This is a genomic window from Pseudomonas sp. S3_E10, from assembly GCF_054667615.1.
Map to the genome: position 1 here is coordinate 6035773 of NZ_CP162743.1, position 13692 is coordinate 6049464.

The 13692-nt window shown below is 62.6% G+C and carries 12 protein-coding genes; all 12 read left to right on the plus strand.

The window, feature by feature from the left end; all coding sequences use genetic code 11:
* The first annotated feature begins 14 nt into the window (after positions 1-14).
* Positions 15-545: a sterol desaturase family protein gene (locus tag AB4N98_RS27775; protein ID WP_460149134.1), complete on the plus strand. Its 531-nt coding sequence runs from the start codon at positions 15-17 to the stop codon at positions 543-545.
* A gap of 416 nt (positions 546-961) precedes the next feature.
* Positions 962-1873 (plus strand): methyl-accepting chemotaxis protein, encoded by a 912-nt coding sequence (locus tag AB4N98_RS27780; RefSeq protein WP_440447072.1) that lies wholly within the window; start codon positions 962-964, stop codon positions 1871-1873.
* 9 nt (positions 1874-1882) lie between these two features.
* On the plus strand, positions 1883-2251 hold the full coding sequence (locus AB4N98_RS27785) for a response regulator (protein WP_017529026.1): 369 nt from the start codon (positions 1883-1885) through the stop codon (positions 2249-2251).
* A 22-nt stretch (positions 2252-2273) separates the two neighbouring features.
* On the plus strand, positions 2274-2561 hold the full coding sequence (locus tag AB4N98_RS27790) for an STAS domain-containing protein (protein ID WP_068931601.1): 288 nt from the start codon (positions 2274-2276) through the stop codon (positions 2559-2561).
* Between the two features lie 40 nt (positions 2562-2601).
* Positions 2602-4644: a chemotaxis protein CheA gene (locus tag AB4N98_RS27795; protein ID WP_460149136.1), complete on the plus strand. Its 2043-nt coding sequence runs from the start codon at positions 2602-2604 to the stop codon at positions 4642-4644.
* 30 nt (positions 4645-4674) lie between these two features.
* Positions 4675-6333 (plus strand): methyl-accepting chemotaxis protein, encoded by a 1659-nt coding sequence (locus AB4N98_RS27800; RefSeq protein ID WP_068931602.1) that lies wholly within the window; start codon positions 4675-4677, stop codon positions 6331-6333.
* 36 nt (positions 6334-6369) lie between these two features.
* Positions 6370-6909 carry a chemotaxis protein CheW gene (locus AB4N98_RS27805; protein ID WP_065876893.1) on the plus strand — a complete coding sequence of 180 codons (540 nt, stop codon included), beginning with the start codon at positions 6370-6372 and terminating at the stop codon, positions 6907-6909.
* A gap of 9 nt (positions 6910-6918) precedes the next feature.
* On the plus strand, positions 6919-7728 hold the full coding sequence (locus AB4N98_RS27810) for a CheR family methyltransferase (RefSeq protein ID WP_017529021.1): 810 nt from the start codon (positions 6919-6921) through the stop codon (positions 7726-7728).
* The gene (gene cheD, locus AB4N98_RS27815; RefSeq protein ID WP_065876892.1) at positions 7725-8213 is read left to right on the plus strand and encodes a chemoreceptor glutamine deamidase CheD; all 489 of its coding nucleotides are present in this window, start codon (positions 7725-7727) and stop codon (positions 8211-8213) included. Before AB4N98_RS27810 ends, cheD begins: the two co-directional genes overlap by 4 nt.
* A 4-nt stretch (positions 8214-8217) precedes the next feature.
* The gene (locus AB4N98_RS27820) at positions 8218-9300 is read left to right on the plus strand and encodes a protein-glutamate methylesterase/protein-glutamine glutaminase (RefSeq protein ID WP_065876891.1); all 1083 of its coding nucleotides are present in this window, start codon (positions 8218-8220) and stop codon (positions 9298-9300) included.
* Between the two features lie 355 nt (positions 9301-9655).
* The gene (gene mexE, locus AB4N98_RS27825; protein WP_065876897.1) at positions 9656-10897 is read left to right on the plus strand and encodes a multidrug efflux RND transporter periplasmic adaptor subunit MexE; all 1242 of its coding nucleotides are present in this window, start codon (positions 9656-9658) and stop codon (positions 10895-10897) included.
* A 15-nt stretch (positions 10898-10912) separates the two neighbouring features.
* On the plus strand, positions 10913-13692 hold a 2780-nt coding region (locus AB4N98_RS27830; RefSeq protein WP_460149139.1), incomplete at its 3' end, for a multidrug efflux RND transporter permease subunit.

Here is a 13692-nt window from a genome sequence, read left to right on the forward strand (position 1 = left end):
AGGACGACCCGCACATGGCGGCTTCGAACAAATGGCTGATGTCGTCAGTCGCGTATTACCTGGATTTTTTCACCATCCCCTTGTTCATCGGCGTTGCGCTCTGGCTGGCGCCGCTTGCCCCGTGGCAATTGCTCGCCGGCCTGTTGGCCTGGACGCTGGTGGAGTATTGCGCGCACCGTTTTCTGTTCCATTCGCTGTATCGCCGCGAGCACTGGACCCATCACATTGATGTACTGGCCTATATCGGGGTGTCGAGCTGGAAAACCAGCTCCACCTTTGCCGCGCTGCTGTTGTTTGCCTGGTACACCGGCCTGACCTCGGCGTTCATCGGCGCGGTGACCGGCTACTTCTATTACATCTCGGTGCATTACGTGATGCACCGCCCCGAGCATTGGGCGTATCGCTATATTCCGGGGCTGGTTGCCAACCACGACCTGCATCACCGCCAAGGCATCGAAAAAAACTTCGGGGTCTCTTCACCGCTGTGGGACCACGTGTTTCGCACGTTTATTCGCACGCCGGCACGGGTTGAAACAACGGAGTGAACGTAACGTAGCGGTCATAAACCAGACGGAAGGCATACAGGGAGGTCTAAAGTTACGGCGGTTGGGGCGGATAACTCCTATGTTATTTATATCCGCAACACTGTTCAGGGACCGAACTCATGACCCAGAGTCAATCCAGCCGTACTGCCCTTCCTGGTCATCCGCGTTTTCTTTGGTTCGCTTTCATCCCGGTCATCCCCGCCGCCGCCTGGATACTCGTGCAGTCCGCCTCCCCGGCCAACCTGGCGGCCTGCGTGGGGCTGGCGTTGGTTGGCCTGGGCGCGTGCGCCTGGAGCGCCCGGGCGCAGCGCCAAGCCGTGCAGCGCGCCCTTGCGCTGGCCGCCCCTTGCGCGGCGCAGGCCGGGCAACAGAGCGCGGATGCACGGGCACAACTCGACGAAGTCTTGCTGGGCGCCATGCCGATCTGGGCCAAACACGTGGAAAGCTCGCGCCAGCAGACTGAAGACGCCATTGTCAGCCTGGCGAATCGTTTCACCGGTATTTCCACGCGGTTGCAAGACACCGTGCAGGCCTCGCAGCAAGCCGCCGGCGAGCTCGACGGGCAGGCCGCCGACGGAGCCCTCAAGGTGTTGGCGCGCAGCGACAGCGAATTGAGCCAAGTGATCGACTCCCTCAAGGCCGCGCAATCGAGCCGTGACCAGACCCTGTCCCAAGTGCGCAGCCTCACTGCCTATACCGGTGAGTTGCGCAGCATGGCCGCCGACGTGGCGGCCATTGCGGCACAAACCAACCTGCTGGCCCTCAACGCGGCGATCGAAGCGGCACGCGCCGGTGAAGCCGGTCGTGGTTTTGCGGTAGTGGCCGATGCGGTACGCAGCCTGTCGAGCAAGTCCAGCGAGACCGGCCAGCAGATGTCGGCCAAGGTCGACATCATCAATAACGCCATCACCCAACTGGTGCAAGCGGCCTCCAGCAGCGCCGACCAGGACAGCCACTCGGTCGCGGCGTCCGAGCAGAGTATCCAGCAGGTGCTCGAACGCTTTCAGAACATCACCGGTCGCCTGGCCGACTCCGCCGATCTGCTCAAGCAGGAAAGCTACGGGATTCGCGACGAGATGACCGACGTGCTGGTCAACCTGCAATTCCAGGACCGGGTCAGCCAGATCCTCAGTCACGTGCGCGACAACATGCATGCCCTGCATGAACACCTGCTGCAGGCCAGCCAGTCGCCGGACCAGCCGGTCAACGTGGATGCGCGGCAATGGCTGGCGCGCATGGAGGCCACTTACGCCACCGACGAGCAGCGGCGCACACACCATGGCGACGCCGCTGCGCAACAGACTTCACAAGACATCACCTTTTTCTAGGAGCACAGCATGGCAAAGAATGTATTAGTGGTGGACGACTCCAGCAGCGTGCGCCAAGTGGTCGGCATTGCCTTGAAGAGCGCCGGCTATGAGGTGATCGAGGCGTGCGATGGCAAGGACGCGCTGGGCAAGCTCAACGGGCAGAAGGTGCACTTGATCATCAGCGACGTGAACATGCCCAACATGGACGGCATCACCTTCGTCAAGGAGGTCAAGAAGCTGGCCAGCTACAAGTTCACGCCGATCATCATGCTGACCACCGAATCGCAGGAATCGAAAAAAGCCGAGGGCCAGGCCGCGGGCGCCAAAGCCTGGGTGGTCAAGCCGTTCCAGCCGGCGCAGATGCTGGCGGCGGTGTCCAAGTTGATCCTGCCCTGATCGCCGACGGCCCGGAGGCCCCATGCCTATCACCCATGAAACACTCGACGGCGCCGCCCGCGTGGGCATCGAGGGCGAGCTGACGATCTACACCGTGGCCGAACTGGCCGCTGCGCTGCTGCCCCGGATCAGCACTGCGCCGCGCCTGGAGGTCGACCTGTCAGAGGTCACGGAAATCGACGGCGCCGGCCTGCAATTACTGGCGGTGATCCGCCGTGAAGCCGCCGCCGGCGGCACGCCGGTCAGCCTTGTAGGGCAGAGCCAGGCGATTACCCAAACATTGCATTTATGTGGCGGCACGCTGTTTTAGCGCGCCATAGCCGATCAATGAGCGACAAAGGAATGTCCAGGTGAGTATTAATCTCGATCAGGCACAGCAGACCTTTATCGTCGAGGCACGCGAGCTGTTGCAGGTCATGGAGCAATCCCTGCTGCAATTGGAAAACGAGCCAGGTGATGAGGATGCCATCGGCGCGGTGTTTCGCGCCGCACATACCATCAAGGGCTCCGCTGGGTTGTTTGGCCTGGCGCCCATCGTCGGGTTCACGCATATCGTCGAAGATGTACTCGACCGCCTGCGCGAGGGCAGTGTAACCGTGGATGCGGCGCTGATCGCGCTGCTGCTCAAGTGCGGCGACCACATGCTCGAACTGATCGAGGCGGTCGACCATCACGACGGCGCGCTGCAGCCTGCCACGCTGGAACGCGGTGAGGTGTTGCGCGAGGCGCTGAGCGCCTATCAGCCGCTGCAGGCCGCCCCCGCCGGCGGCGAAATCGCCGTGACGGATGACGCGCCTCAGGCCGAGCTGCTCTGGCATATTTCCCTGCGCTTCGGCGTGGACGTGTTTCGCAACGGCATGGACCCGTTGTCCTTCCTGCGTTACCTCGACACCTTGGGCCAGGTGCTACAGGTCACTACCCTGACCGACAGCATTCCACCCGTGGACGCCTGGGACCCGGAAAGCTGCTACCTGGGATTCGAGATCGACCTGCGTTCGAATGCCAGCCACACAACCCTCAACGAAGTCTTCGATTTCGTGCGCGATGACTGTGAAGTACAGATTTGCGCCGTTGATGAGCCGAGCGACAGTGGCCCCGCCACCGGCACCGAGCTGGTCACCCAGGCCGCGCCCGCCAGCCCCACGCAAGCTGCGCAACAGCGCGTGGCCACGGGCAGCGACGCCAAGCCCCGCGATGGCGCCTACGTGCGGGTCAATGCCGACAAGCTCGACGAATTGATCAATCTGGTGGGCGAGCTGGTTATCGCCAGCGCCGGTGCCAGCCTGCTGGCCCGCTCCTGCAACAACGACCCGTTGCAGGAAGCCACCTCCACCGTGTCGGGGCTGGTGGAAGAGATCCTCGATGGCGCCCTGCACCTGCGCATGATCCCGATCGGCGACACCTTCAATCGCTTCCGCCGCGTGGTACGCGATGTCAGCCAGGAATTGGGCAAGGACATCGACCTGATCATCAACGGTGCGGAAACCGAGCTGGACAAAACCGTGGTGGAGAAAATCGGCGACCCGCTGATGCATCTGTTGCGCAATGCCATGGACCACGGCATCGAAAATGCCGACGCCCGGCGTGCGGCAGGCAAGTCAGCCAAGGGCCACCTGAGCCTGAACGCATATCACGATTCGGGCAGCATCGTGATCGAGATCGCCGACGACGGTGCCGGGCTCAACCGCGAACGGATCCTGGAAAAAGCCCAGGAGCGCGGGCTGGTCGCCAGCGGCGCGCAGCTCAGCGACCAGGAGATCTACAACCTGATTTTCGAAGCCGGCTTTTCCACGGCCGAGGCGGTGACTAACCTCTCCGGACGCGGCGTCGGCATGGATGTGGTCAAGCGCAATATCACCCTGTTGCGCGGCACCGTCGACCTCGACAGCCGCCCTGGCCAGGGCACCGTGGTGCGCATTCGCCTGCCGCTGACCCTGGCGATCATCAATGGCTTCCTGGTGGGCATCGACCAATCCACTTACGTGATTCCGCTGGACATGGTTCAGGAATGCATCGAACTGGACGACCGCCAGCGCCAATCCAGCCGCGACCAGGGCTACCTGGACCTGCGTGGCGAGGTGTTGCCGCTGGTCGACCTGCGCGAGCATTTCAGCCACGAAGGCCCGGCGGCGCGCCGCCAGAACGTGGTGGTGGTGCGCTATGCCGAGCACAAGGCCGGGCTGGTGGTGGATGACCTGCTCGGCGAGTTCCAGACCGTGATCAAACCCTTGGGCAAGCTGTTCGGCGCGCTGCGCGGCATCAGCGGCTCGACCATCCTGGGCAGCGGCGCGGTGGCCCTGATCCTGGATGTGCCGGCACTGCTCAATCAAATCGTACAACAAGAAACGCGCACGCCTCAGGTGCCCCCCCAGGCCTCGGTCGTCGTGCGCTGAAGCATTTGCAATTTCCATGGAGGTTCCCCGATGAAATGGTTCTACGATCTTAAAATTTCCACCAAGTTGATCAGCTCATTCCTGGTGGTCCTGGCGCTCACGGCGGGGATGGGCGCGTTCGCCATCCTCCAACTGGGCGCCGTCAACCATGCGGCGCAGGAGATCCGGGGCAACTGGATGCCGTCGATGCGCGCGGCGGCCGGCATGCGCTTTTTTGCCGCCAACTACCGGCTGAAGGAAAACCGCAATATCAGTACCGAAGTGGCCGAGGAGAAAGCCCAGGCCGAGCGCGAAGCAGTGGAAGCGCGCCAGCAGTTCGAAACCCGGCTGGACACCTACGAACAACTGCTGTCGAACGACGAAGACCGTCAGTTGCTGGCCGGAGTGAAAAGCGCCTGGAACGCTTACCTCGCGGCCAGCCAGCAATTGCTGGAGCTGTCCCGGCAGAACCAGGAAGCCCAGGCGCGCGCCCTGCTGCGCGGCGAATCCAAGACGCACTTCGATGAGTTGACCAACCGCCTGCAGAAAATGGTCGAACTCAACGATGCCGGCGCCACGGTAGCCGGTGACCGGGGCTCGGTGCTGTATGAAGAATCACGCCTGTTGATCATCGTGGTACTGGGCGCGGCGCTGCTGATCGGCCTGGGCCTGGCCCTGTTCATCGCGCGGATTATTTCGCGCCCGCTGCGACTGGCCGCGACCGCCGCCGAACAATTGGCCGAAGGCAATCTCACTGCGCCCATCGCGCCCGGCTCGAAGGATGAAACCGGCATGGTGCTCAACGCCATGCGCGATATGGTCGGCAAGCTCGCGCATATCATCGGCGAAGTGCGCAACGCCGCCGACAACCTGGCCAGCGCCTCGGAGCAAGTCAGCGCCACCGCGCAGTCGATGAGCCAGGCCACCAGCGAACAGGCCGCCAGCGTCGAGGAAACCAGCGCGTCGGTGGAGCAGATGAGCGCGAGCATCAACCAGAACACCGAAAACGCCAAGGTCACCGATGGCATGGCCAGCAAGGCCGCCAAAGAAGCCACCGACGGCGGCGAGTCGGTGCAGCAAACCGTGGTGGCGATGAAGAAAATCGCCCAGCGCATCAGCATCATCGATGACATTGCCTACCAGACCAACCTGCTGGCGCTCAACGCCGCCATCGAGGCCGCGCGGGCCGGCGAGCACGGCAAAGGCTTTGCCGTGGTGGCCGCCGAAGTGCGCAAACTGGCGGAGCGCAGCCAGGTGGCCGCCCAGGAAATCGGCGAGTTGTCGTCCAGCAGCGTGGACATGGCCGAAAAAGCCGGCAAGTTGCTCGACGAAATGGTGCCCTCGATCAACAAGACCTCCGACCTGGTGCAGGAAATCAGTGCCGCCTCCGAGGAACAGGCCGCCGGTGTCGCGCAGATCAACACGGCCATGACCCAGCTCAACCAAGTGACCCAGCAGAACGCCTCCAGCAGCGAGGAACTGGCCGCCACCGCCGAAGAAATGAGCAGCCAGGCCGAGCAACTGCAACAAGCGATGAGCTTTTTCGTGCTCGACTCCGCCCCGAAGGCCGTGGTGCAAAACAGCAACCCCGACAGCCCGGGCAGCAAGCCCAGCCGTCAGCCACCGCGCCCGGCCCCGCAGGCCCCGCGCAAAGCCTTCGCCTACAACATGGCCAGCGCCCCGGACGAATCGGAATTCACCCGTTTCTGATGGCAACCCTCAATGCGGGCTCACAGGGAGAATGACATGGGTGCAGTAATGACTACCCGGCAGGCCGTGGTTGCGGCCGATGAGGATGCGCAATACCTGACCTTCATGCTTGGCGGCGAGATGTTCGCCATCGGCATTCTGGGCATCAAGGAAATCATCGAATACGGCAGCCTGACCGTGGTGCCGATGATGCCCGCGTTCGTGCGCGGCGTGATCAACCTGCGCGGCGCCGTGGTGCCGGTGGTTGACCTGTCGGCGCGTTTTGGCCGGGCTAACTCGTCGATTACCCGGCGCTCCTGCGTCATCATCATCGAAGCCAGCACTGACGATGGCCCGCACCAGGACATTGGGCTGCTGGTGGACACGGTCTCTGCCGTGCAGGAGATCCCGGCGGCGCAGATCGAGCCGCCGCCCAGCTTCGGCGCGCGGATTCGCGCCGACTTTATCGGTGGCATGGCCAAGGTCGATGGCAAGTTCGTGATTGTGCTGGAGGTGAACAAAGTGCTGTCTATCGATGAGATGTCCAGCCTGGCCGAAAGCGCCCAGGCGCCGGCGCTCGACCTCGACGCGCGTTGAGGCTCGATCATGGCAGACACCGCCTCGCTCAACGACCGTGAATTCGGTCAGTTCCAATCCTGGCTGTACCGTGCGGCAGGCATCAACCTGTCGTCGGCCAAGAAAGCCCTGGTGGCCGGGCGCCTGTCCAAGCGCCTAAAGCACTATGAGCTGCAGAGCTATGGGGATTATTTCCAACTGATCATGAGTGACCAGCGCCAGGGCGAGCTGCAAGTCGCGCTGGACCTGCTGACCACCAATGAGACCTACTTTTTTCGCGAACCCAAGCACTTTGACTTTCTGCGCCAGCAGGTATTGCCCAGGGCCGCGCCAGGCAAAGTGTTTCGCGTATGGAGCGCGGCCAGCTCATCGGGCGAAGAACCCTACAGCCTGGCGATGACCCTGGCCGAGGCGCTGGGCACCACGCCCTGGGAAGTGATCGGCTCGGACATCAGCACCCAGGTACTGGCCAAGGCGCGCACCGGGCATTATTCGATGGAGCGCGCCGGCACCCTGCCCCAGCCGCTGCTGACCAAGTACTGCCTCAAAGGTATCGGCCGCCAGGAAGGCACCTTCCTGATCGACAAGAGCCTGCGCAACCGCGTGAGCTTCGTGCAGGTCAACCTGAACGAACCGTTGCCCGGCCTTGGTGAGTTCGATGTGATTTTCCTGCGCAACGTGATGATCTACTTCGACCAGCAGACCAAGCGCCAAGTGGTTGCGCGCTTGTTGCCGCAGCTTAAACCCGGCGGCCATTTCATCATCAGTCACTCCGAAAGCCTCAACGGTGTGAACGACACCTTGAAGCTGGTGGCGCCGTCGATTTACCGCAAGCCATGAAAAAGCCGGTCGATGCCGCCGAGGTGGTCCTGGCGCCAGGCCAGGTCAGCTTTGTGACGCGGCCGACACGCCTGCGCACGCTGTTGGGATCCTGCGTGGCGTTCACCTTCTGGCACCCGCAACGGTTGATCGGCGGCATGTGCCATTTCATGTTGCCGGCGCGCATGCGGGTTGATCAGCCACTGGATGGCAAATACGGTGACGAAGCGCTGGAGCTGCTGCTTCAACACGCGCGCGCCCACGGCACGCGGCCACAGGATTATCAGATAAAGGTGTTCGGCGGCGGCGAGATGTTCCCCACGCAGGTGTACGTGCCGGCGCGCAATGTGGCCAGCCTGAACGTCCTCGCGGCGCTGGCCCTCGCCGAGCGCCATGATTTGCACCTCACGGCCCAGGACATGGGCAGTACCGGCTATCGCACTATTGTGTTCGACCTGTGGAACGGCAACGTCTGGGTCCGGCATCAACCAATGGGAAAACGTTAAAACCATGCCTTCCAAAAAAATCAGTGTATTGCTGGTCGATGACTCGGCCGTGGTACGCCAGGTGCTGCTGGCGATCTTCAACGACACGCCGGACATCCACGTCATGGGCGCGGCCTCCGACCCGATCTTCGCCATGGACAAACTCGCCCGGGAATGGCCGGATGTGATCGTGCTGGACGTGGAAATGCCGCGCATGGACGGCATCACTTTTCTGCGCAAAATCATGAGCGAGCGGCCGACGCCGGTGGTGATCTGCTCCTCACTGACCCAAAAAGGCGCGGAGACCTCCCTGCAGGCACTGTCGGCCGGCGCGGTGGAAGTCATCACCAAACCCACCACTGGCTTGAAAAATTTCCTGATCGAGTCGGCGCCGGAATTGGTCGCCGCGATCCGCGCGGCCGCCCATTCCAACGTCAAGAACCTGGGCAAGCGCAGCGCACGGCCGACACCCGCCCCCGCACCGGCGGGCAAACTCAGTGCCGACGCGATCCTGTCCGCCGCCAGCGGCCAGGCCATGGCCCAGACCACCGAACGTATCGTCGCCATCGGCACCTCCACCGGCGGCACCCAAGCGCTGGAAGCGGTACTCACGGCGCTGCCGAGGGTGTGCCCGGGCATGGTGATCGTGCAGCACATGCCGGAGAAATTCACCGCGTCATTCGCCGAGCGCCTCAACAGCGTGTGCCAGATCGAGGTGCGCGAAGCCCGCAACAACGACCGCATACTCCCCGGCCTTGCGCTGATCGCCCCTGGCGGCAAGCACCTGATGGTCACCCGCAGCGGCGCCTTCTATCACGCCCAGGTCATCGACGGGCCGCTGGTCAACCGGCACCGCCCCTCCGTCGATGTGCTGTTTCGCTCGGTGGCCAAGTTTGCCGGCAAGAACGCCACCGGCATCATCATGACCGGCATGGGCGACGACGGCGCCCGTGGCCTCAAGGAAATGCTCGACGCCGGCGCCGCCACGGTGGCGCAGGACGAAGCCAGTTGCGTGGTGTTCGGCATGCCCAAGGAAGCCATCAAACTCAATGCCGCCCAGCGCATCATGGCGTTGCAGGATATTCACCAGGCGATTTTGCATAAGTAAACCGCCCGTGGCGCAGGCAGCTTGCTCCCGATGAGGGCGTGTCAGTGAATGCATCCGTTCCTGACCCACTGCCATCGGGAGCAAGCCCCCTCCTACATTTGGATCTCTACCCGTGAGCCAGATATGTGTCGGCTATCAGGGCGTCACAGGAGTAAGCTCGGCCGCCAGGCCCCACTGCTTCGTCGGTATTGCTATCACGGCCATCGATAGCACCCTAACGAAAGCCCCAGGCTAGAGGGCTCATCCCGTGCTTATATCATTCCGAATGATAGTTACCTTTGCTTCATTCGATTCGTGACATACCGCGTCCCCGCGCATGATCCGCCCATCTCAAATACATTGGCGGATGCACCTCATGGAACAGTCACTCAAACATTTGCGCTTCCCCCTGGCGATTTTGGCCGTGGTGGTGATGAGCGCGTGCGGCAAGACCCCGGAACAAGCGGCCGCCATGCCGGCGGCCAAAGTCAGCGTGGCCAAGGTGCTGGAGCAACCGGTCAATGAGTGGGACGAGTTCACCGGGCGCCTGGAAGCACCGGAAACCGTACAGATCCGCCCACGGGTTTCCGGCCAGATTGACCAAGTCGCTTTCACTGAAGGCGCTTTGGTCAAGAAAGGCGACCTGCTGTTCCAGATTGACCCGCGTCCGTTCCAGGCTGAAGTGCGCCGCCTTGAAGCCCAGCTTGCCCAGACCAAAGCCGCTGCCACCCGCAGCGACAACGAAGCCCAGCGTGGCGAACGCCTGCGCCAGAGCAATGCGATCTCCGCCGAACTGGCCGACTCGCGCACCACCGCCGCCCAGGAGGCCCGCGCCGCCGTCGCCGGGATCCAGGCGCAGTTGGACCTGGCCAAGCTGAACCTGAGCTTCACCCGCGTGACCGCGCCGATCAGCGGCCGCGTCAGCCGTGCCGAAATCACCGCCGGCAACCTGGTGACCGCCGATACCACCGCGCTGACCAGCGTGGTCTCCACCGACAAGGTCTACGCCTACTTCGACGCCGATGAGCGCGTGTTCCTCAAGTACACCGAGTTGGCCCGCCAGGGCCGTCGTGGGGCCACCACCCCGGTGTACCTGGGCCTGTCCAACGAAACCGGCAACCCGCACCTGGGCCAGATGAACTTCGTCGACAACCAGGTCAACCCGGCCACCGGCACCATCCGTGGGCGCGCGGTGTTCGATAACAGCAAGGGCGAATACACCCCCGGCCTGTATGCGCGCCTCAAGTTGGTGGGCAGCGGCACCTACTCCGCCGTGCTGATCAACGACGAAGCCGTGGGCACCGACCTGGGCAAGAAGTTCGTGCTGGTGATGGACGGCGACAAGCCGGCGTATCGCTCGGTAGAGCTGGGGCCGAAGATCGAAGGTTTGCGCATCGTGCGCAGCGGCCTGAACAAGGACGACACCATTATCGTCAAGGGCCTGCAGCGTGTGCGCCCAGGCTCGCCGGTCGCCCCGGAAACCATCCCGATGGCCAGCAAGGAAACCCTCGCCGCCTTGGCCCAACAACGACAAGCGCTTGAAGCCAGCAACCTGGAACAAGTGGCGCCGGAAAAACCCGCGCCCAAGCTGGCCAGCGTCGCGACTCCACGCGGTTAAGGGATACGACTCAAGATGAATTTTTCCAAGTTCTTCATTTCGCGGCCGATCTTCGCAGCGGTACTTTCGCTGTTGATCCTGATCGCCGGCGCGATCTCGCTGTTCCAATTGCCGATCAGCGAATACCCGGAAGTGGTGCCGCCGACCGTCGTGGTACGCGCCAACTTCCCGGGCGCCAACCCCAAGGTCATCGGTGAAACCGTGGCGGCCCCGCTTGAGCAGGCCATCACCGGCGTCGAGAACATGCTGTACATGTCCTCGCAGTCGACCGCCGATGGCAAGCTGACCCTGACCATCACCTTCGCCCTGGGTACCGACCTGGACAACGCACAGGTGCAGGTACAAAACCGCGTCACCCGTACGCAGCCAAAACTGCCCGAGGAAGTGACCCGCATCGGTATTACCGTGGACAAGGCCTCCCCCGACCTGACCATGGTGGTGCACTTGACCTCCCCGGATCAGCGTTACGACATGCTCTACCTGTCCAACTACGCCTTGCTCAATATCAAGGATGAGTTGGCGCGCCTGGGGGGCGTGGGTGATGTGCAGCTGTTCGGCATGGGCGACTACTCGCTGCGTGTATGGCTGGACCCGAACAAGACCGCTTCGCGCAACCTGACCGCCACCGATGTGGTAACGGCCATTCGCGAACAAAACCGCCAGGTGGCTGCCGGTGCCCTGGGCGCGCCGCCCGCACCGAATGCCACCGCGTTCCAGTTGTCGGTGAATACCCAAGGCCGCCTGGTCACTGAGGAAGAGTTCGAGAACATCGTTATTCGCGCCGGCGATAACGGTGAAATCACCCGCCTCAAGGACATCGCACGGGTGGAGCTGGGCTCCAGCCAATACGCCCTGCGTTCGTTGCTCAACAATCAGCCGGCCGTGGCGATCCCGATCTTCCAGCGGCCGGGTTCCAACGCTATCGAGATCTCCAACGAAGTGCGCGGCAAGATGGAAGAGCTGAAAAAGAGCTTCCCGCAAGGCATGGACTTCAGCATCGTCTACGACCCGACCATCTTCGTCCGGGGTTCCATCGAAGCGGTGGTGCACACCCTGTTTGAAGCACTGATCCTGGTGGTGCTGGTGGTGATTCTGTTCCTGCAAACCTGGCGCGCCTCGATCATTCCGTTGGTGGCGGTGCCGGTATCGTTGATCGGTACGTTTGCGGTCATGCACCTGTTCGGCTTTTCGCTCAACGCCCTGTCATTGTTCGGCCTGGTATTGGCCATCGGTATCGTGGTGGACGACGCCATCGTGGTGGTGGAGAACGTCGAACGTAACATCGAGCTGGGCCTGGAACCGTTCCCGGCCACTGAAAAAGCCATGAGCGAGGTGACCGGCCCGATCATCGCCACCGCGTTGGTGCTGTGTGCGGTGTTCATCCCAGCGGCCTTCATCAGCGGCCTGACCGGGCAGTTCTACAAACAGTTCGCCTTGACCATCGCAATTTCCACGGTGATCTCGGCCTTCAACTCGCTGACCTTGTCCCCTGCCCTGGCCGCCGTGTTGCTGCGCAGCCACGACGCGCCAAAGGACCGCTTCTCCAAGGTGCTCGACAAGATTTTCGGCGGCTGGTTGTTCCGTCCGTTCAACCGCTTCTTCGAGAAAGCCAGCCACGGTTATGTCGGCACCGTACGCCGAGTGATTCGCGGCAGCGGCATCGCCCTGTTCCTGTACGCGGGCCTGATGGTGCTGACCTGGTTCGGCTTTGCCCACACCCCGACCGGTTTCGTACCGGCCCAGGACAAGCAATACCTGGTGGCCTTCGCTCAACTGCCGGACGCCGCGAGCCTGGACCGCACCGAAGACGTGATCAAGCGCATGTCCGAGATCGCCTTGAAACAACCGGGCGTGGACAGCGCGGTGGCGTTCCCCGGCCTGTCGATCAACGGTTTTACCAACAGCCCGAACAGCGGCATCGTGTTCGTGACCCTCAAGCCGTTCGACGAGCGTAAAGACCCGAGCATGTCGGCCGGTGCGATTGCCGGCGCCTTGAACGGCCAGTACAGCAATATCCAGGAAGCCTACATGGCGATCTTCCCACCGCCGCCGGTACAGGGCCTGGGCACCATCGGCGGGTTCCGCCTGCAGATCGAAGACCGTGGCAACCTGGGTTACGACGAGCTGTACAAAGAAACCCAGAACATCATCGCCAAGAGCCATAACGTGCCGGAGTTGTTCGGCCTGTTCACCAGCTACACGGTCAACGTGCCCCAGGTCGATGCCGCCATCGACCGCGAAAAGGCCAAGACCCACGGCGTGGCGATCAGCGACATCTTCGACACCCTGCAGATCTACCTGGGCTCGCTGTATGCCAACGACTTCAACCGCTTTGGCCGCACCTACCAGGTCAACGTGCAGGCTGAGCAGCAGTTCCGCCTGGACGAAGACCAGATCGGCCAATTGAAAGTGCGCAACAACAAGGGCGAGATGATCCCGCTGGCGACCTTTATCAAGGTCAGCGACACCTCGGGGCCGGACCGCGTGATGCACTACAACGGTTTTATCACCGCCGAAATCAACGGCAACGCCGCACCGGGCTACAGCTCGGGCCAGGCCCAGGCCGCGATCGAAAAACTGTTGAAGGATGAACTGCCCAACGGCATGACCTACGAGTGGACCGACCTGACCTATCAGCAAATCCTCTCGGGCAACACCGCGCTGTTCGTGTTCCCGCTCTGCGTATTGCTGGCGTTCCTGGTACTGGCCGCCCAATACGAAAGCTGGAGCCTGCCGCTGGCGGTGATCCTGATCGTGCCGATGACGCTGCTGTCGGCCATTACCGGGGTGATCAT

Excerpts from the sequence above, each read along its gene's own strand:
- AB4N98_RS27775 (WP_460149134.1), top strand. The coding sequence starts at position 15 with ATGGCGGCTTCGAACAAATGGCTGATGTCGTCAGTCGCGTATTACCTG.
- AB4N98_RS27780 (WP_440447072.1), top strand. The coding sequence starts at position 962 with ATGCCGATCTGGGCCAAACACGTGGAAAGCTCGCGCCAGCAGACTGAA.
- AB4N98_RS27785 (WP_017529026.1), top strand. The coding sequence starts at position 1,883 with ATGGCAAAGAATGTATTAGTGGTGGACGACTCCAGCAGCGTGCGCCAA.
- AB4N98_RS27790 (WP_068931601.1), top strand. The coding sequence starts at position 2,274 with ATGCCTATCACCCATGAAACACTCGACGGCGCCGCCCGCGTGGGCATC.
- AB4N98_RS27800 (WP_068931602.1), top strand. The coding sequence starts at position 4,675 with ATGAAATGGTTCTACGATCTTAAAATTTCCACCAAGTTGATCAGCTCA.
- AB4N98_RS27805 (WP_065876893.1), top strand. The coding sequence starts at position 6,370 with ATGGGTGCAGTAATGACTACCCGGCAGGCCGTGGTTGCGGCCGATGAG.
- AB4N98_RS27810 (WP_017529021.1), top strand. The coding sequence starts at position 6,919 with ATGGCAGACACCGCCTCGCTCAACGACCGTGAATTCGGTCAGTTCCAA.
- cheD (WP_065876892.1), top strand. The coding sequence starts at position 7,725 with ATGAAAAAGCCGGTCGATGCCGCCGAGGTGGTCCTGGCGCCAGGCCAG.
- AB4N98_RS27820 (WP_065876891.1), top strand. The coding sequence starts at position 8,218 with ATGCCTTCCAAAAAAATCAGTGTATTGCTGGTCGATGACTCGGCCGTG.
- mexE (WP_065876897.1), top strand. The coding sequence starts at position 9,656 with ATGGAACAGTCACTCAAACATTTGCGCTTCCCCCTGGCGATTTTGGCC.